This is a genomic window from Clostridioides sp. ES-S-0048-02, assembly GCF_020658495.1.
Classification (GTDB): domain Bacteria; phylum Bacillota; class Clostridia; order Peptostreptococcales; family Peptostreptococcaceae; genus Clostridioides.
The window spans coordinates 280,216-301,174 of the sequence record NZ_JACVWH010000001.1; the positions used below are offsets into that span (position 1 = coordinate 280,216).

15 protein-coding genes are annotated in these 20,959 nt (G+C 27.6%); 11 read left to right on the plus strand and 4 right to left on the minus strand.

Annotated features, from left to right (window positions below):
* The first annotated feature begins 20 nt into the window (after positions 1–20).
* The 5 genes from rny to IC173_RS01350 all read left to right on the plus strand — a co-directional run bounded on the left by rny (position 21) and on the right by IC173_RS01350 (position 9,313).
* Positions 21–1,562, plus strand: a complete 1,542-nt coding sequence (gene rny, locus IC173_RS01330; protein ID WP_227434331.1) for a ribonuclease Y — start codon at positions 21–23, stop codon at positions 1,560–1,562.
* A gap of 325 nt (positions 1,563–1,887) precedes the next feature.
* Positions 1,888–3,681 (plus strand): histidine kinase, encoded by a 1,794-nt coding sequence (locus IC173_RS20880; RefSeq protein ID WP_227855056.1) that lies wholly within the window; start codon positions 1,888–1,890, stop codon positions 3,679–3,681.
* Between the two features lie 4 nt (positions 3,682–3,685).
* The gene (locus IC173_RS01340) at positions 3,686–4,492 is read left to right on the plus strand and encodes a response regulator (protein ID WP_227855057.1); all 807 of its coding nucleotides are present in this window, start codon (positions 3,686–3,688) and stop codon (positions 4,490–4,492) included.
* Between the two features lie 346 nt (positions 4,493–4,838).
* Complete coding sequence (locus tag IC173_RS01345) at positions 4,839–7,172, plus strand: diguanylate cyclase (protein WP_227855058.1); 2,334 nt, start codon at positions 4,839–4,841, stop codon at positions 7,170–7,172.
* Positions 7,173–7,525: 353 nt separating this feature from the next.
* Complete coding sequence (locus tag IC173_RS01350) at positions 7,526–9,313, plus strand: UvrD-helicase domain-containing protein (protein WP_227434241.1); 1,788 nt, start codon at positions 7,526–7,528, stop codon at positions 9,311–9,313.
* A 77-nt stretch (positions 9,314–9,390) separates the two neighbouring features.
* Here the strand turns inward: IC173_RS01350 and lepB are convergent, their stop codons facing one another.
* Positions 9,391–9,921, minus strand: a complete 531-nt coding sequence (gene lepB, locus IC173_RS01355; protein WP_227434242.1) for a signal peptidase I — start codon at positions 9,919–9,921, stop codon at positions 9,391–9,393.
* Between the two features lie 39 nt (positions 9,922–9,960).
* Positions 9,961–10,785, minus strand: coding sequence for an undecaprenyl-diphosphate phosphatase (locus IC173_RS01360; protein ID WP_227434243.1), 825 nt, complete (start codon positions 10,783–10,785; stop codon positions 9,961–9,963).
* 255 nt (positions 10,786–11,040) lie between these two features.
* Between IC173_RS01360 and IC173_RS01365 the strand changes: the two genes are divergently transcribed.
* From IC173_RS01365 to IC173_RS01375, 3 genes are all read left to right on the plus strand, one after another.
* Positions 11,041–11,952 carry a tyrosine-type recombinase/integrase gene (locus tag IC173_RS01365; RefSeq protein WP_227434244.1) on the plus strand — a complete coding sequence of 304 codons (912 nt, stop codon included), beginning with the start codon at positions 11,041–11,043 and terminating at the stop codon, positions 11,950–11,952.
* Positions 11,953–12,092: 140 nt separating this feature from the next.
* A complete protein-coding gene (gene purB, locus IC173_RS01370) occupies positions 12,093–13,538 on the plus strand; it encodes an adenylosuccinate lyase (protein ID WP_227482258.1) in 1,446 nt (481 codons plus the stop codon).
* Positions 13,539–13,847: 309 nt separating this feature from the next.
* The gene (locus tag IC173_RS01375) at positions 13,848–14,300 is read left to right on the plus strand and encodes a MarR family winged helix-turn-helix transcriptional regulator (protein WP_227434246.1); all 453 of its coding nucleotides are present in this window, start codon (positions 13,848–13,850) and stop codon (positions 14,298–14,300) included.
* A gap of 87 nt (positions 14,301–14,387) precedes the next feature.
* Here the strand turns inward: IC173_RS01375 and IC173_RS01380 are convergent, their stop codons facing one another.
* Positions 14,388–15,584, minus strand: coding sequence for a pyridoxal phosphate-dependent aminotransferase (locus IC173_RS01380; RefSeq protein ID WP_227434247.1), 1,197 nt, complete (start codon positions 15,582–15,584; stop codon positions 14,388–14,390).
* A 374-nt stretch (positions 15,585–15,958) separates the two neighbouring features.
* On the opposite strand from IC173_RS01380, the gene galT reads away from it, so the two are divergent.
* Positions 15,959–16,909 (plus strand): galactose-1-phosphate uridylyltransferase, encoded by a 951-nt coding sequence (gene galT, locus IC173_RS01385; RefSeq protein WP_227855059.1) that lies wholly within the window; start codon positions 15,959–15,961, stop codon positions 16,907–16,909.
* A gap of 135 nt (positions 16,910–17,044) precedes the next feature.
* Positions 17,045–17,797, plus strand: a complete 753-nt coding sequence (locus IC173_RS01390; protein ID WP_227855060.1) for an exodeoxyribonuclease III — start codon at positions 17,045–17,047, stop codon at positions 17,795–17,797.
* Between the two features lie 92 nt (positions 17,798–17,889).
* Here the strand turns inward: IC173_RS01390 and IC173_RS01395 are convergent, their stop codons facing one another.
* A complete protein-coding gene (locus tag IC173_RS01395) occupies positions 17,890–18,666 on the minus strand; it encodes a 3'-5' exonuclease (RefSeq protein WP_227855061.1) in 777 nt (258 codons plus the stop codon).
* Between the two features lie 313 nt (positions 18,667–18,979).
* Between IC173_RS01395 and IC173_RS01400 the strand changes: the two genes are divergently transcribed.
* The gene (locus IC173_RS01400) at positions 18,980–20,878 is read left to right on the plus strand and encodes a glutamine synthetase (RefSeq protein ID WP_227434251.1); all 1,899 of its coding nucleotides are present in this window, start codon (positions 18,980–18,982) and stop codon (positions 20,876–20,878) included.
* The last annotated feature ends 81 nt before the right edge of the window (positions 20,879–20,959 follow it).

Sequence of the window (20,959 nt, forward strand, 5' to 3'; positions counted from 1 at the left end):
TGGGATTATTAACGAAGGAGGTGGATGTCATAGATAGTGTAGTAATGATTGTAATAGGTGCAGCTGTTGGTATTATAGCTGGATATTTTGTTAGAAAAAATATATCTGAAGCAAAAATTGGACAAGCTGAAAACTTGGCCAAAGAAATAATAGATAAAGCACACCACGACTCAGAAACAGTACAGAAAGAAAAGTTATTAGAAGCTAAAGAAGAGATCCATAAATGGAGAACAGAAGCTGAAAGAGAAAACAAAGAAAGAAGAACAGAAGTACAAAAGTATGAAAAAAGAGTAGTACAAAAAGAAGAAGTCTTAGATAGAAAATTACAAAATTTAGAATCTAAAGAAGTAAATTTAAGTGAAAAATTAAAGACAGTTGAAAAGAAAGAAGAAGAAGTTGAAGTAATAAAAACTCAACAATTGGAAAAATTAGAAAGCATATCAGGAATTACATCTGATAAGGCTAAAGAAATTATTTTAACAAATGCTGAGAGAGATGTAAGACGTGAAATGTCTATAATGATAAAAGAGATAGAAGGTCAAGCTAAAGAAGAAGCTGATAAGAAATCAAGAGAAATTATAGGATATGCAATTCAAAAATGTGCAGCAGATCACGTAGCTGAAACTACTGTTACAGTAGTAAGCTTACCTAATGATGAAATGAAGGGTAGAATAATAGGTAGAGAAGGTAGAAATATAAGGACTCTAGAAACTTTAACAGGGATAGACCTTATAATAGATGACACTCCAGAAGCAGTAATTTTATCAGGATTTGATCCAATAAGAAGAGAAATTGCAAGAATTGCTCTAGAGAAGTTAATAGCAGATGGAAGAATACATCCAGCTAGAATTGAAGAAATGGTTGAAAAAGCGAGAAAAGAAGTTGACAATATTATAAAAGAATATGGTGAACAAGCTGCATTTGAAACTAGTGTACATGGAATTCATCCAGAATTAATAAGATTATTAGGTAGACTTAATTATAGAACTAGTTATGGACAAAATGTTCTTAAACATTCTATAGAAGTTGCTCATATAGCTGGTATAATGGCTGCTGAGATAGGTGCAGATATTAGATTAGCTAAGAGAGCTGGTTTGTTACATGATATAGGTAAGGCTGTAGACCATGAAATGGAAGGTACACATGTTGAAATAGGTATGGATTTACTTAGACGTTATAAGGAATCTAAAGAAGTTATACATGCTATGAGTACACATCATGGAGATTATGAACCTCAAACAGTAGAAGCTGTATTAGTTACAGCAGCAGATGCAATATCAGCTGCTAGACCTGGTGCTAGAAGAGAGACTTTAGAAGCTTATATTAAGAGACTTGAAAAACTAGAAGAAATAGCTAATTCATACGAAGGTGTAGAAAAATCATTTGCTATACAAGCTGGTAGAGAAATTAGAATAATGGTAAAACCAGAAGCTATAAATGATGAAGAAATACACTTATTAGCTAGAGATATGACTAAGAAAATAGAGGATGAACTTGAATATCCTGGACAAATAAAAGTAAGTATAATAAGAGAAACAAGAGCTATAGAATATGCAAAATAAAATATAAATATCTAAATGATAATAAAAATATTTTTAAAAATTTAGATTTGCCACAGGATTTAATAATTTATCCTGTGGCTTTTTAATTTTCAAGGTATAAAATGATATAATTTGAAATAATTATAAGGCTGATAAATATTAATTATAAAGAATTAATAAAATTAATCCTTATATACACATTGTTTGTATAATTATTTAAGTTTGTTTGATATAATGAAGTGATAAAATAATCTATTATATCTAAATAAATATTTTTAGGTTATATAATTTTTTTATATATTCAAATATATAAAAGATATACATATATTTTATGGAGGAAACTATTGTGGAAAATAAAACATCTAGATGGTATATGTATTATTTACCAGTATTACTAACTTTATCAGTAATACTGTTGTTTGTTTGTGCTTTTAAATCAGATAAACATTCAAATCCTCGAAGCAATCTTATTCCAGTTTCATTTATTGGAGAATTTAGAACATCTAATTCTGAAAATCTTCAGCCGTTTATCAATGTTGACTCATTGAATGATATAAGAAAAGAGTCTATTTATTTGCGTGGACATTTTAGCAGAAATATTCCAGCTGGAGAGACACTTTTGCTACATATCAGCCATCTAAAAGTTGATATTCGTGTATCTAATAAAGAGGTATTTTCCATACAAGAAGGTAGAGAAAATGCACTAACAAAGTCTACAGGTCATCTTTGGACAGGTTTTAAATCTGATGGAATATCAGTTGACGATTTAGTTGAGATAAATATACAACGAGTGTACCCTAGTGGGCGAGCATTACAATTAGTATGTTTTTTTGATGAAATGCAGATTGGCTCCAAGGGCGATTTAATTGTTAGTATACTCCACGAAAACAGGATTGGTCTTATATTTACTATGTTAACAATATCTTTTGGCTTATTTGGTCTAATTGCAAGTATCATTTTGTTTTTTTTGAAAAGTGAGCTAACACGTCAGATTTTTTTGTTATCATGTTTTGCTATATTTGGAGGAATTTGGTGTTTAGCAGATTTTAATATACTTACTCTTATTATCCAATCTCCAACTCTTGTCAGTATTTTGGAATTACTGTCGCAGTTTTTACTTCCAACTTTTTGTATACTTTATTTGTCTACTTACTTAACTGAGTGGAGATTGAACGTTATAAATTTATGTGTGTATTTAATTATGACTATTATACTACTTTGTATTATTCTCCAAATACTTCATATTTATGATTTGCATGAGTTTCTGATTTTACAAAATAGCATCTGTATTCTAATTGTATTACTTGGTATGGGGTTCTTGGTTATTGAAATTATTATATACAGAGAATCTGATGCTAAGATTGCTTTGTTTGCTTATCTACCAGCAACTATAGGTGGTATTGCAGAAATAGCAAATTATTATACTATATACATTAGAAGTCTACCATTTTTTTGTATAGGTTTTCTAACCACTATTGTATTACAGATTGGGCATATGATGCTATCTATCAAAAGAAAGGAAAAGTTTCAACAGAGATTAGAGGGAGAATTGATGGAAAATCGTATTTCTATAATGCTTAGTCAAATACAGCCTCATTTTTTATATAATGCACTTAACACTATCCAATATTTGTGTAAACATGATTCTAACATGGCAGTTCATGCAGTAGAAAAATTTTCTTCTTATCTTCGTGGAAATATGGATTCTCTTACACAAAAAAAGCTAATTCCATTTGAAAAAGAATTAGCTCATTTAAAAAATTATTTGTACATAGAGTTATTACGCTTTGGAGAGCGTATAAAAATACATTATGAGCTTACAATTACTGATTTTTTTATTCCTGTTCTCACTATACAACCAATTGTTGAAAATGCGATACGACATGGTGTTACAAAACAAAAAGAAGGGGGAACAATTATAGTATCAACATCCAAGGATGAAAATAACATTTATATTGTTATAAAAGATGATGGAGTAGGTTTCCAACCCTTTGAAAGAGTTAATGATGGAAAAAGCCATGTTGGTATTCAAAATGTAAAAAGACGATTAGAGACACAATGTAATGGAATTCTAAATATAGAAAGTGGTATAGGAAAAGGTACAATAGCAACAATAATCATTCCTATTAGAAAGGGGTAAAATTATGAATATAATTGTCGTAGATGATGAGCAAATTGCTCTTAAAAATTTGAATGAAAAATTAACATGTATATCTGGTATTGAAAAAGTTACTCTTTTTGATGAACCTAAGTTGGCGCTAGAGTATTTAAAAAGAAATTTTGTAGATATTGCATTTCTTGACATTGAGATGTACGGTATGAATGGACTAGAGTTTGCATGTCTAGCAAAAGAAATTTTACCAAACATAAATATTATTTTTGTAACAGGTTATTCAGAATATGCGTTAGATGCATTTTCAATGCATGCCAGTGGATATCTTCTAAAGCCTGTTACAATAGAAGGAATTCAGAAAGAAATAGAAAATTTACGTTCTCCTGTTGTTTTGAACCATAAGAGCCATATATTTATTCATACATTTGGTAACTTTGAGGTATTTGTAGATGAAAAGCCATTAACTTTTACTAGAGCAAAATCAAAAGAATTACTTGCTTATTTAGTAGATAGGAAAGGAGCAAGTGTGACTATTGCTGAAATTGCAGCAGTACTTTGGGAAGACAAAGAATACAATCGTTCTTTGCAAAATCAAACACAAACTGTTATATCACATCTGATGAAAACCATAAAGGATGCAAAAATTGAATATATAGTTATTAAAAAATGGAATAGCCTTGCAGTAGATATTGCAAAATTTGATTGTGATTATTATAATATGTTAAGGTGGGATATGATGGCAATTAACACATATGCTGGAGAATACATGACAAATTACAGTTGGGCAGAATTAACTACAGGTATGCTGTATCAAAAAACTTTTAATTATAATTGTTAAAGATAGATAATATGTTTTTATACAGCAGAAGTTCTTAAGTTTTTTGTTTTGTTGATGTGCTTTGGATGTGCATTATCGATTATATTAATATATTATAGGAATATTAAAAATATATAATAATAAATAAAAATTATATAATAGATTTATATTATTAAAAATGATTTAGATGAGCAATTTATATGTTTTTACATGTAATATCTATGCATTAATGTTGATTTATGAAATTTAATATTTGAAATAAAATTAAGTTTTTGAGATAGTTTGCTGATTAAAATTAATTATATTGTAAGCACTAAAAAGTTGAGAATACAATGAGCCAAAGTGATGATGAAAGAGAGGATACATGATGAAAAAAAATACACTTTTACATACAAATGTTATTGTTTGCGTTATTATTACTATTGGTTTTATAGCTACATCTGTGATTGGGTACCAATCTAATACTAATATTTTTAAAAATGATATTGAACACGTATCTACATTGGCTGCTGAAGGTATTTATTATCAGATAGATAAACTTCTTTCACAACCTATAAATGTATCACTTACTATGGCCAATGATAGTCTATTAAAAAATTTTTTAACTAGTGAGAAAGAATATATAAATGATAGGAACTTTGTTTATAAATTACAGGATTACTTAAATACATACAGAAATAAATATTCCTATGATTCTGTTTTTTTAGTTTCAACCAAGACAAATAATTATTATCATTTTAATGGACTTGATAGGACACTTAGTGCTGACAACTCAGAGAATCAGTGGTATTATGATTTTTTAAAACAGGATGAAGAATATTCATTAAATGTTGATAATGATGAGGCAAGTAATAATAGTATTACTGTATTTGTAAATTGTAAGATAAAAGATGATAATGGATCAACTATGGGAATTATTGGGGTTGGATTAAAAGTTGACTCATTACAAATGTTACTTAAAGAATATGATGAAAAGTTTGATGTTGTAGCACGTCTAATTGATGATAAAGGATTTGTTCAATTATCATCTGAGGAAACAGGCTATGAACATGTTAATTTGTTTGAAGACGAAAGTAGTAATTTATCTGCTTCAAAAGATTTAATCTTGAGCAATAAAAAAGAACAGAATAGTTTTTGGAATTCATCAGAAAAATTAAAAAGTTATGTTGTATATCAGTATATCCCAAGTTTAAAATGGCATCTTGTTTTGGAAAATGATTTGACTGCAATGAGTAGACAACTTCAAATACAGTTTTTAAAAGGGATTGCAATTATAATTTTAATTATAATGTTTGTACTTTTTACAATTACACGTGTGCTTAAGAAATACAAGCAACAAATAATTAATCTCAGCTCTTCTCAGAAATTAGAATATCAAAAGTTATTGAGTAAATCTACTGAAGATCTCTATGAAAATATTTTTGAGATTGATGTTACTAATAACAAAGCTGGTTGTGAAGATGCAAATCGATATTTTAAAGAGTTTGGCTTAAGTCTTAGCACACCATATGATGAAGCACTCTATATAATTGCTAAAGGACAAATTAAAGAAGAGTATGCACAAGGTTATTTAGATACATTTTTACCTGAAAATGTTCTTAAGTGTTATAATAGTGGAATCAATAACATAAGTTATGACTTTTTAATTAAAAGAGATGAAGAAAATTATCATTGGATGAGGATTACTGCCAGAATTTTCTTTTGGACATCAGATGAATCTGTTCGCATGATTTCTTATCGTGAAAATATAGATGAAGAAAAAAATAGAGAATTGCTGCTTCTTGAGCGTTCACAACGTGATTCTCTTACTGGTCTTTATAATAAGGGAGTAACAGAGGACTTTATTAGTACATTTTTAAAAAGTGATAAAAATCAAAATTCAGAACATATTTTTCTGATTTTTGATATTGATGATTTCAAAAATGTAAATGATAGATATGGTCATGCATTTGGAGATTTTATTATAAGTGAATTTGCATTAGAATTAAAGTCTCAATTTCGTGAAGATGATATTGTTGGGCGTATTGGTGGAGATGAATTTGTTGTGTTGATAAAAGATTTCAATAGCAGTAATTATGTAATTATGGATAAATTAGAGCGTTTTTGTTCTAAGATTAACCAGAAACGTTTTGCTGAACATGAAGAATTTTCTATTTCATGTAGCATTGGTGTGGCAATATATCCTGAGCATGGCTGTAAGTATTCTGAACTCTATGAAAAAGCAGACCAAGCACTTTACTATACAAAGGGTCATGGAAAAAATTCTTTCCATATTTTTGGGGATGATTCTATTGATGGTATAGAATTTAATATAGACACTAGAGATGTAAAGTTATTGTTGGAGATGTCTACTGATGGTATTGCAAAATTTGCTTGTATGGAAAATTTGAAACTACTTTACTTTAATCAAAAAATGCTTGAGTTTACTGGTTATTCAGCTAGAAATGTTTCATCCAAAGATTTTGATGTACTTTCACCTATATTACCAGAGGATTTACAGGTTGTACTTGATACACTGAATAAAGCAATACCTAAGAGAGAAACTTTTGAAGTGATTTTTAACTTCCGTCATATAGATGGACACTATTTCCCTGTGAGAATGCAAGGTAAGTTTGTAAATGAACTATACCAAAATCGTTACCCTGTTTTTTATGCAGTTTACACAGATATATCAAACTTTAATGTTTTTGTAGGAAGATAATTTAAATAAAACCTGCTAATATGAATGAATTATTTTTTAGCAGGTTTTAAAATTTTTTGTTCGTTAATTTTTATATAATTAAGTAATATAAGTCACTAGTTAAAGAAATTTTACCTTTTTAGAGTAGATTTTATTTATTATTTAAAAAAATAATTCTGAAGTTTATTTTGTCAGTGCTTATCATAAAGAATTTTATATTTATATATATCTATACTTATTGCAATTTTTCTTTAATAGTTTTGTATTTATTTGTACTTATTTTGAATTTGTTTACGAAATTTGCCTATAAAAAGTATATATAAAAATATAGTTTAAAATGGTATAATTAGTTATAACAGAAGGAGGTAATATAAGTGAGCCAATACATAAATATAAACTCTCAGTTAGACGCCCTGAAATTGAAAGAATTCGAGAAAGTATTTTACGAAAATATCAATAAGGACGTTAAAGTAGTGCCAAAAGTTACTCCTTTTAAAGGAATAAATACTGACTTGTTGTATGTAAAAGATGGAAAAATTTTATTTATAAAATTTATGGATACAACAGAAGACATATATTTTATTTTGGAAGAAGAGTTACTTGAAGTTATGCATGAGGAATATGAGCTTTTGAAACTAAAAATGGGACAAAAGAATAGAAATATAAGCTATAACTATGTTTACATTATGCCATATGTTGAAGTAGATGAAGCTTATGAGTTTGAAGAATTTGTGAATAATAATATAATAGATAAAAATAAGCTTCAAGATATAATGGCTAGTGCTTCACTGGATGAATATCTTAAGGAAAAAAATGATGAAATAAATTTAAATTTATTTTTATTAGATATATGTTCAGAATACTATATAATAAATGACACACTTCACCTAAACGAAAAATTTAAAAAAATTTCCTTCTATAATGATGACTATAAGTATACAGCAACTATGATGGAAGAAATTCAAATTAAAGATGCTATTTCTATTAAATATGGAAATACACTTATTGAAGGCGGTTCTGGTATAGGAAAAACGGCAAATATGCTTTCTAGAGCTATAAAACTGGCAAAAGTATATCCACATCATAAGTTACTAATATTTACACATACAAAACAACTATGTAATGAACTTCGAGAAAGAATAGAATTATTATATAAAGACAATAACAATTTAGAAGTTCATACATTTAGTTCCTTTATATTTAAATTAGCTAAAAAATATAATCTAATTATTGACTATAATATGTTAAAAAATGATTATGAAAAAACATTTAATAATCTTGTAAAGCAAGCACAAAACATTATAAAGAATAAAAATATGTTTAAGGCGATTTTTATTGATGAAGCAGAAAGTTTTTTAGATTATGAAATAGATTTTATAAGAGAGTTTTTATATAAAACAAAATTCATATTTAATGTGTATTCTTGTAACTCTTTAAATATCTTTAATAGACTAAATATATTTAGGAAACTATACAGCAATATAGAGTTTGATGATAAAATAATATTAAATAAAAATTATAGGCAAGCTAAAGAAATTGTTGATTTTACAAATAATTTTTCCAATAATTCTAACGCTTATATTAATGAATTAAGACCTAATACAAAGTTTAATACTTTTTTTAATACAAAAGCACTTAGAGGTGGTAATAAGTCGGTTGATATAATAAAAGTAAGTGATTTAGATGACCAAATAAGTTCTGTAATATGGGAAATCGAATATTTAATAAGCAAAAAAGGTCTTGATTATTCTGAAGTTGCTATTGTATATCCTTATAATAAGAAGAAATTAAAAAGTGGAAAAACTATTTATTTTCAATACATGTTAAAAAAGGCATTAGAAGAAGCACAAATTCCTTATATATGTGCAGAAGATAACTTAACAAACATAAGTAAGAAGATAGGAACGACAATAGCAAATATATATACAATAAAGAATTTAGAATATAAAGCGATAATAATATGTGAGTTAGAAATGTTGTATAATCAAACAATAAATGATACAGAGCAAGATTATCAAGTAAATGACTTTGTAGGTGATTTAAATAAGGTTTATTTGGCTATGAGCAGGGCCACTGACTATCTAAGTATAGTAACAACCTTTAATGAAGATGCAAGTGATATAATAAGAATTATTACAGAATCAAAAGAAGATAGGGAATAAAATATATTTTGAATTCAAAAAATTAAAAGAGACTGAATTGTGTAGAATAAATATTACCAACTCAGTCTCTTATTTTTTTAACTTACTTTTCCAATATTATCAAAAGGTAATAACCTTACCATAACCTTACCAAGAATTTCGTCTTCATCAACCATACCTACATCTGGGAATCTACTATCATTACTATTTTCTCTGTTATCACCCATTGCAAATAACTTTCCTTCTGGAACAACTGTGTCTATATCTCCAGAAGTATAATTATTATGTATATATGGTTCGGTTAGTAATTTGCCATTTACATATACTTTAGAATTTGATATTTTTATACTGTCACCTTCAGTAGCTATAACTCTCTTTATTAAATCTTTTTTCTTTCCAGTATCTCCATCAACTAAATTAGTTTTAAAAACTACAATATCACCTTTTTCAGGTTTACCAACTTTATATGATATTCTATTTAAAATTAGATAGTCTTTATCATCTAAAGTAGGATACATTGATTCTCCACTAACAATAGAAGGTCTTATAAATTGTAATATTACAAATGCAAGTACAATAGCCATGGCTATTGACTTAATCCAATCAAATATTTCCTTTTTAACACTCATAATTTTTCTCCTTATCATTTGTCATTAAATTAAAATACTCTAGAATAAAAAGAAATAACCAAGAACAACTATACCCAAAATTATTCTATAATAGCCAAAGACTTTGAAATCGTGTTTTTTGATATAATCCATAAAAAACTTAATAACTACGATTGAAACTATAAAAGCTACTACAGAGCCAACACCTAAAATAAGCCATTCAAATCCAGTAAATCCAAACCCAGCTTTTAAAAGTTTTAATGCACTAGCTCCAAGCATTGTAGGAATAGCTAAGAAGAATGAAAATTCTGCTGCTACGTATCTAGAAGTACCAAGTAATACTGCACCGATTATAGTTGAACCAGATCTAGATGTACCTGGAATAAGAGCTAGACATTGGAATAAACCTATACAAAGAGCTAGTTTATATGTAACTTGAGAAAAATCTTTATATTTTGGTCTTTTATTTCTATTTTCAAGTCCTATCATTATTATACCATATACAATAAGAGCAATTGCAACTACTGTTGAATTGAAGAATAATCTGTCTATATCATCCTCAAACAGTATACCAATAACTCCAGATGGTATAACTGCAATTATAACCTTAAGCCATAAGCGAACTGTTTCTTTTTTTTGTTTAGTATTTTTTGCACTATCAAAAGGATTTAACTTCCTAAAAAATATAACAAGTACAGCCAATATTGAACCAAATTGAATTACAACTAAAAATGTATTTATAAATGTAGATGAAAAATTCAATTTTATAAATTCATCAACTAATATCATATGCCCTGTACTACTTACTGGTAGCCATTCTGTAATTCCTTGAACTATTCCCAAAATGACTGCTTTAAAAACTTCAAGCAAACTAAATGTTTCCAAATTTAAATACCTCCAATACAAATTTATAGTAGCATATTTTATTCAAAGATTAATAAAATATGCCATCTTTTACTAACTTATAATACCATAGTACTGTGTAGTGCACAATGGAAGATTGATATTTTCATAAAACCTTCATAATTTAAAATCATAAACTTGAAACTTGTCTATTGAATAAGGGGTATATATGAGGGGGAAATATATGGTATAGTAAAAGTATAACTATTTTATTTTATGAAAAGGAAAGGAGTTATTATGTATAGTACGAAAATATTGGATGATTATGAGTATGAAACTTTTAATGTTTTTTCTACAAAATTAAACCCAAATACAAAACACGATTATTTATCAAAGGTTATGTTATTTAAAGAGTTTCTAAAAGGAAAGGAATTAATTTATGTAACAAAAGAAGATTGTAAAAATTTTGTGGACTATATACAAACCAAATATGCAAAATCAACTTGTGAAAAGATATATAGTTATTTACATAGTTTTTACAACTTCTTAAAAAAAGAAGGATATATAGATATAAATCCATTTAGACATGTAGAAAAACCAACAGTAACTAGAATAAAGACAAAGGATGATGTTTTAAGCATACAGGAAATAAATAAGCTTATAGGTATTTTGCCAAAACTGAATATAAGAGATAGAGTGATAATAGTCTGTCTAGTTACTACTGGGTGTTTATTAAATGAATTAGTTAGCTTAAAGTGGAAAGACCTTATGGTAGATGAAAACGATAACTCGTATGTTAGACTAGGAAAGGGAAGAAAAGAGAGAGTAGTAAAGTTACATCCATACTTTTTTAGGCTTTTAGAAGACTACAGAAACTATTCTGGACTTCCAGAAGTAATAATACCTAATGATGATTTTATTTTTACAACTCAAAAAAGCAATTCTATAACAGATAGAAATGTCAGATTGATAGTAAAAAAAGCATTAGATTTAGCAGGACTTTCTCAATATTCAGCAAGAGACTTTAGACATTCATTTGCAGCAATAAGTTTAAGACTTGGGGCAGATGAGAGTGACGTAAAAAATCAACTTGGCTGGAGTGATAAATACTATGCAATTAGGTATAAATATGTATTGAATTTTGTTGATAGCGAGATTGTGGATTATTTAATTGAAAAAGATAATCTAGATATAAATAAAAAATATTAGCACATAAAAAATAATCTATATAAATATGAACAAAAAATAAAAAAGCCTTGTTATAGTTCGTAAAATTATATATAATTATTTATGTACTAATATGTACATAATAACTATACAACAAAAGATTTAAGGAAGGTGCTAATATAATGATAGATAACAAATATACTACGTACTCAAATCCGCTTACAGATAGATACTGTAGTAAAGATATGAGTTATATATTTTCTCCACAATTTAAATTTTCTACATGGAGAAGATTATGGGTTGCTCTTGCTGAAGGTGAGCATGAGTTAGGAATCAATATAACTGAAGAACAATTAGATGAGTTAAGAGCTAATATAGATAATATAAATTTTGATGAAGCTAGAAAAATAGAAAAAGAAGTAAGACATGATGTAATGTCTCATGTAAAAGCGTATGGTTTACAATGTGAAAAAGCTAAAGGAATCATTCATTTAGGAGCAACATCTGCTTATGTTGGAGATAATACAGATGTTGTACAAATGAATGAAGCTCTAAAACTTTTAAGAGTAAAGCTTGTAAATTTGATAAACAACTTAAAAGAATTTGCACTTAAGTATAAGGATATGCCAGCTCTTGGTTTTACGCACTTTCAAGCAGCACAACTTACAACAGTAGGGAAAAGAGCTTGTTTGTGGGCTCAAGATTTAATTCTTGATTTAGAAGACTTAAATTATAGAATAGACAATATGAAATTAAGAGGAGTTAAAGGGACTACTGGGACTCAAGCAAGTTTTTTAAGTTTATTTGAAGGAGACCATGAAAAAGTAAAAGAGTTAGATAAGAAAATTTGTAACAAAATGGGATATAGTTCTTCTTATGCAGTAAGTGGACAAACATACACTAGAAAGCTGGACTATCAAGTAATAAGTGTATTATCAGGAATAGCTCAAAGTATGCATAAAATGACTAATGACATAAGACTTTTACAAAGTCTAAAAGAATTAGAAGAGCCATTTGAAAAAAATCAAATAGGTTCATCAGCAATGGCTTATAAAAGAAATCCAATGAGAAGTGAAAGAATAGCTTCTTTATCTAAATATATAATATCTGAATCTATAAGCCCTGCAATGGTACAGGCTACTCAATGGTTAGAGAGAACATTAGATGACTCAGCCAATAAAAGATTAGCTATACCTCAAGCTTTTATGGCAGCAGATGCTATACTTGAAATAGGTATAAATGTAACTGATGGGTTAGTAGTATATGAAAATATGATAAATAAACGTGTAAATGAAGAACTTCCTTTTATGGCTACAGAAACAATACTTATGGAAGCTGTAAAAAGAGGTGGAGATAGACAGGAATTACATGAGATAATAAGAGAATATTCTATGAAAGCTGCTTATAGAGTTAAACATGAAGGTAAAGATAATAATTTAATTGAGCTTATAATGAATGATGATTCATTTAAAATGAGTAAGGAAGAAATATTATCTATAATGGACCCAAAAAACTTTATAGGAAGAGCTCCAGAACAAGTTGTAGAATTTGTAAATGAAGTTGTAGAACCAGCTATAAAAGATTATAAAGAAGATTTAGGAAAAGTAGATGTGGATTTAAGAGTGTAAGTTTTATAGATAAAATATAATTAAAAATGGCTATCTTATTTATAAATAAGATAGCCATTTTAATGGGCTAGCGTCTGCTCTTCACCGCTGTGAAGAGTTCTTCCTTATTTACTATATCATGAATTTAATAAAATAGCTATATAAATAATATTTAATCAGAGAAATATTATTAAAAATAAGAAAAACAATAAGATTACTAATTAAATTTAATCATTATTTAAAAACTATTGTACTTGCAATATTTTTAATGTAAACTGAAATAAGTTAGTTAGATAATTTAATAAATTTTAAAACAACTGAGGTGATTGTATGAAATACGTAGTAAAAGATACTATAAGTTTTTTGGTAAAAACATTTCCGAAGATTTATTCTAGCTTATATTTAGAAGACCTAAAAAAATTCGCACCAGACTATAATGTAAATAAAACACAATTAAGAGCATTAGTATTTATAAGAAATTATGGAGTAATAAGCATGACTGATTTATGCTCTAAATTAAATATAGAAAAAGGCAGTCTAACTAGTATGGTAGATGATTTAACAGAAAAGAAATATGTAACAAGAAAAAGAGATTTAGTTGATAGAAGAAAGTATTTAATTGATATTACAGAAGAAGGAGATAAGATAGCTTCTGATTTTATGGATAAATTGAGTGATGGATTAGAAGAGAAGCTTTCTAGACTAACTGAAGAAGATAGAAAGAACTATCTAGGAGCAATAAATACTCTTCAATATATATTAAATAAAGACGAATTTAGATAGAAAACTATGAAAAATCCCCTTTTCAAATATTGGTTGAAAAGGGGACTTTTTATCTGATAAAATTTACATAAAGTAAACTTTTAAAATTTATTTGTGTAAAGCTACATATTGCTCTAAACCTTCTTTTAATAATGTAGCAGCTCTATGAAGGTCAGTTTCATTTAGGATGTAAGCTAATCTTATTTCGTCACGTCCTAAACCTGGAGTAGCATAGAATCCTTCAGCAGGGCAAACCATAACAGTTTCATTATTTTTACTGAACTCTTTTAACATCCAGATTGTGAAATCTTCTGCATTTTCAACTGGTAATTTAGCAACTATATAGAATGCACCAGTTGGTTTTTTACATATAACACCTTCAACTTTCATTAATTCATTGTATAATACGTCTCTTCTTTTTTTGTATTCTTCATTAACTTCTTTGAAGTAAGAAGCTGGAGTTTTGTATAATTCAACAGCTCCTATTTGTTCTAATGTAGGAACACAAAGTCTTCCTTGACACAATTTAAGTATTTGAGCTATAAGACCTTTATTTTTACAAGCGATAGAACCAATTCTAGCACCACAAGCACTGTATCTCTTAGAAACACTGTCTATTATTATAACTCTGTCTTGTACACCTTCTAAGTTACCACAGCTAGTATACTCAAGTCCATCATAAACAAATTCTCTATAAACTTCGTCTGCTATTATCCATAGATTTTTTTCTTTAGCTATTTCAGCTAGGATATTAAGTTCTTCTTTTGTATAAATTGCACCAGTTGGATTTCCTGGGTTAGAAAGAATTATAGCTTTAGTTCTATCATCTACCTTAGAAGCTATTTCTTCTTTTGATGGAAGGTGGAAACCGTTTTCTGCCTTTGTTGTAACAGCATTAACTTCAACGTTTACACATTGACCAAATCCATTGTAGTTAGTATAGAATGGTTCTGGAACTAATAAATTATCTCCTGGGTCACAAACAGCCATCATAGTGAAAAGTAAAGCTTCACTACCACCATTAGTCACTAATAATTCATCTTTTTCAAAATCCATGTTGTAAGTTTTGTAGTAATTTTGAAGTGCTTCTAATAATTCTGGAATACCTTCAGAAGTAGCATATTCTAAAACTTCGCTATCAAAGTTTTTAACAGCATCAAAAAACCCTTGAGGAGTTTTTATGTCTGGTTGACCTATATTTAAGTGATATACTTTGATTCCTTTATCTTTTGCTGCTTGTGCAAATGGAACAAGTTTTCTGATTGGAGAGGCTTGCATTGCACTAACTCTGTTTGAATAATTCATTTTAATACCCCCTATTTAATTTAAATACGTATATTGTATTATGTAAATTGTATATTGGAATACAAGACATCTTTACAAGATAATAATAACATACTTATAGGTAAAAATCATCAAAAAAAATTAATATAGCTTTAAAATAAACTTTTAACAAATTACAGTGAAACACTCGTATTTATACTAATAAATTATATGTACATAAACTTATTTATAGTATGATAATATATGGATATATTAGTTATAATTTTTTTGTATTAGAAAATTAAAATACCTAATACTAAATATGTAAAATTATAAAAAATATTATAAATTTATTTAACAGATACAATAAATATCATATAATTATATTAAAGGCTATTAACTAAGAGGTGTTAATTATGAGAGAATTAAGAATAGATTCAATTACTAATGATGTTGTTATATTTGCTACTGATAGGCTGAAAAGACCATTAGATACAATTGATGTACCAAATGATGAAGAAGAAACGAATGAATACGATGAAGGATGCCCATTTTGTAAGGGAAATGAAGCTTATGCAACAGATACACTATTTGAAATAAAAGGTGATGAAGGTTGGCTTGTAAAATCTATATATAATAAATTTCCTATAATTGATGATTTGGCAAGAGATATATATGGTATTCATGAGGTAATGATAGAAAGCAATAAACATAACAGCAGTTTTTACAATATGAATCAAAAAGAATTTGAAGATGTTTTTTTTATGTATAGAAATAGATTTAAAGATTTGTCGAAAGATGACAAAGTAGAATATGTGAGTATTTTTAAAAATTTCTTGAGAAAGGCTGGAGCATCTTTGATGCATCCACATGCTCAAATACTATCTATGTCTTTTATTCCACCTGAAATTACAAATGAATTGTTGGTTTCAAAAGAGTATTATGATAGTAATAAAAGCTCTTTGTATAATGACTTGGTAGAAAATGAAATAAGTTTAAATAAAAGAGTGGTTTATAATGGAGACGCTTTTTTAGTGATTATACCATATGCAACTAAGTACAGTGGAGAAGTAAGAGTAATATTTAAAGACAACATAAAGTTTGATGAATTAACAGATAATAATGTAAAAGAGATTTCTATGATATTCGAAAAGTTATTTAAAAAATTATATAATATAAATGGGTATATGCCATTTAACTTATGTATCCATACTCATCCAACAAAAATTGAAACAAAATCATACTTTAATGTCCATATGCACATAATACCAAGAAAGTATAACCTTGGAGGATTTGAACTTGGAACAAATATGTATGTTTCTTCAATGAATCCTGAAGAATTAACAAAAAAATTAAAATTTGATTAAAGTATGTATCTTTTAGGTATTAAAGAAATAATGATTTTAAAATAAATTTATAGTATATTAATGTTAAAATAAAAACAAATAGAAAAATAAATAAAAAAACTAATAGAAAATTGCTATTTAGATGAGGAGTGGAATATGAAATTTATATCGTGGAATGTCAATGGGATAAGAGCGTGTGTTGGGAAAGGATTTTTAGACTTTTTTAGAGATATTGATGCAGATATATTTTGCTTACAAGAGACTAAATTACAGGAAGGGCAAATAGAGTTAGATTTGCCAGGTTATTTTCAGTACTGGAATTATGCAGAGCGAAAAGGCTATTCAGGTACTGCTATATTTACAAAAAAAGAGCCTTTAAAAGTAATGTATGGAATAAATATAGAAGAACATGATAAGGAAGGTAGAGTTATAACTTTAGAATTTGAAGATTTTTATTTTATTACTGTATATACGCCAAATTCTCAATCTGAATTAAAGAGATTAGAATATAGAACTAGATGGGAAGATGACTTTATAGATTATTTAGTTAAATTAGATAATCATAAGCCTGTAATAGTGTGTGGAGATATGAATGTTGCACATAAAGAAATAGACTTAAAAAATCCTAAAAACAATACAAAGAACGCAGGTTTTACAAAAGAAGAAAGAGAAAAATTCTCTAAATTATTAGATAGTGGATTTATAGACACATATAGATACTTTAATCCTGATAAAGAAGGAGTGTATAGTTGGTGGTCATATAGATTTAATGCAAGAAAAAATAACGCTGGATGGAGAATCGATTATTTTTGTGCATCTAAAAAATTAGAAGATAGATTGACAAATGCAAATATACATACTGAGGTATTGGGGTCAGACCATTGTCCAGTAGAATTAGAGATAAGATAGAAGTTTAATCAGGATAAAAATTGGGCTGTAGATGTAAATTTAAAGTTAATTATTCTTTTAATCTACATGCCTTTTTTTAACCTAAATAAATTTCACTTATTTTTTCTTTGCTTAGAGTTTTCTAATTCAAATTGATTTGTTTTTCCCATGTTGTAAGCTAAATTAATAATTTTTTTCTCATCTTTAGTCAAATCACGATTTAGAATTTTCTTAAACTCATCAAATAATTTATCATAGTCAACTCTTTTTTTATTAGAATACTTTATAGATTTAGATTTAATATTTGTATACACATATATATCAGGTACTATGCTTGGATTATATATCTTAATAAAAACCTTCGCTGTATAATATGCATCATTTAAAGCGTTGTGATAAGACATTTTTTCATCAAGTTCCAATATAGAAATAGCATTTTGCAAGCCAATACTTTTTCCTGTTGGATTATTAAAATATTTAGATGCATGTTGTTGAATATTAATATAAGACTTAGGTAAAATATCTGATGCTAGCTTATGATAATTGATATTTCTGTATAACTCCTTTAAATCTCCAATCCCCCAAACACATAGTATAGGGTCGTGTGATGCTATGAATTTTATGAAATTGTTGTAAACCTCAGGAAAAGTAGGTGAATCGTTAAAATCAGAGTCTTTAATATTGGTCATACGACTAATAAAAGGGTGCATTGCCTTGTATAGTGTAGGTTTAATATAGCTATTAAATGTATCTACTATATTAAATTTAGAATCCAGTTTAATTGCTCCTATTTGTATAATTTCAAAAGGACATTTTTCATTGGACACAGTTTTATTGAGTTTTTTGTCAAATCCTTGGTTGAATTCCAAATCGAAAATTATGTATTCCATAAAGTTTATCTCCTAAATTTTTGTATTATTACTAGTATAGATTATATTATAAGCTAAATTAAATTTTTAAACAAAAATACTTTTATTTTAGTATACCCCATATTTATAAAAATGTTAAACTATTGTATGTATAATATTTTTCTAAGAAAAAATATTGCGAACTTTTTGTACTTGATATATAATAATATAGATAAAAACACGAATAAAACACGAATATTTTGCAAGAAAAATTCATAAATATAAGGAAAAATGAATTTTATCTTGTATATTTAATAAAATAAAATTTACACAAAAATCATAGGAGAGTGAAAAGATGGAGAGTTTATTATATGTAATAGAGAAAGATAAGCATACCAATGAAGAAATAAGAGAAATCCTAGAGAGCAATAAAAACATAAGGTTCGTTTCTTTAATGGGAGTTGACTTAGGAGGAAATGCAACAGATGAAAAAATTCCTGTAGAATTATTTTTAGAGGATATAGATAAATTCTTAGAATCAGCTATACAAACTGATGGTTCAAGTGTTGAACTTTACAATATAGCAACATTGAATAATGCAAAAGTAGACTTAATGCCAGATAAAAGTTGTCATTGGTATGTAGATTACAATATGGAATACATAGATGAAGAAGTAGGGTTGCCTGTAGGAACATTAAAGATACCTGCATTTCTAATACACGATAATAAAAAAGTATGTTCTAGGGGAATTCTTCAAAAAGCAGATAAATATTTTAAGAAATCTATGTTTGAAATATTTAGAGAATATCCACATGTAATAAACAATATAGGAATAAACTCAGTAGATGATATAGAAGAAATAATGTTAACAGCAGCTACAGAACTCGAATTTTGGGTTAATACTCCTGAAGATAAAGCTGACTTAGAAAAATTATATGTATCACAAAGCTTAAAAGAACAATACTGGAAAAGAACTCATGGTATTATAAGAACTTGTCTGGAACAAAGTTTAATAATACTTCAAAAGCTAGGTGTAAGCCCTGAAATGGCTCATAAAGAGGTTGGGGGAATTCAAAGTTCTATAAGTATAGATGGAAAAACAAACCATGCTATGGAGCAATTAGAGGTTTCTTGGAAGTTTTCTACACCACTACAAGCGGCAGATAATGAATTATTAGTAAGAGATGTTATAGAAGATGTATTTACATCGCATGGATTAGAAGTTACATTTAAAGCAAAGCCAATTCATGGAGTTGCAGGAAGTGGTGGTCATACACATGTAGGAGTAAGTGCAAAATTAAAAGATGGAAGTATCAAAAACTTATTTGCTCCAAAAGATTTAAAAGAAGACTATCTAAGTGAATTAGGGTATGGAGCTCTTATGGGACTTCTTTATAATTATGAAGTATTAAATCCGATTGTAACAGCTTCTAATGATGGATTTAATAGACTGGTTCCTGGATTTGAAGCACCTGTATGTATAGTTACATCTTTAGGTCATAGTTATGAAATGCCATCTAGAAATAGGTCGGTACTTGTTGGGTTAATAAGAGATATAAAGAATCCAAAAACTGTAAGATTTGAATTAAGATCACCAAGTCCTCTATCTAATACTTACCTAGTAATAGCAGGATGTTATCAAACAATGTTAGATGGTATAAAAGCAGCAGCTAAGAGTGGACTTAGTACTAAAGAACTAGAAAAAGAATTATCTAAAAATGTGGGAGAAGAAAGTTTCTATTTAGAAAAAGACAGAGCATATAGAGATGAAAATGATGTATTTGAACATTATAATTTAGAAGAAAGAAATGCAAGATTTGGAACACCTCCAGCAACAGTTTATGAAAATATGAAAAACCTAGAAATATATGCTTCTAAATTAAAATCTTTAAAACAAGGTGATGTATTTACTGATAGTATAATAGAATCATTTAAAGTTGGGGCAATAGATAAGTGGCAAAAAAAATTAAAAACTAGAATAATAGAAGCTGGAATTCAAAAGATAAGAAGTATTGTAAAAGTACACACAAAAGAAAATATGGATGCACTTGATGAAGTAGTTTGGAATTCAATATCAGACTTAAAGTTTAATATTATGAAAGATACTTTAACTAGGGAATCACTATTTACTAGAGTAAGAGAGGCTGTAGAAAATAAAGATTATCAAACTGCTTCGGATTTACAAATAGAACTAAAGAGAAGCATGGAAGAAATACAACAATTATATATGCAATACAAGAAAAATATATATTAAGATAAAGTAGTAATAATTTGATTTTGATGTTATAAAGGCAATTAAGTATGATTAAATCATTTTGAGTTAAATCTCAAATGT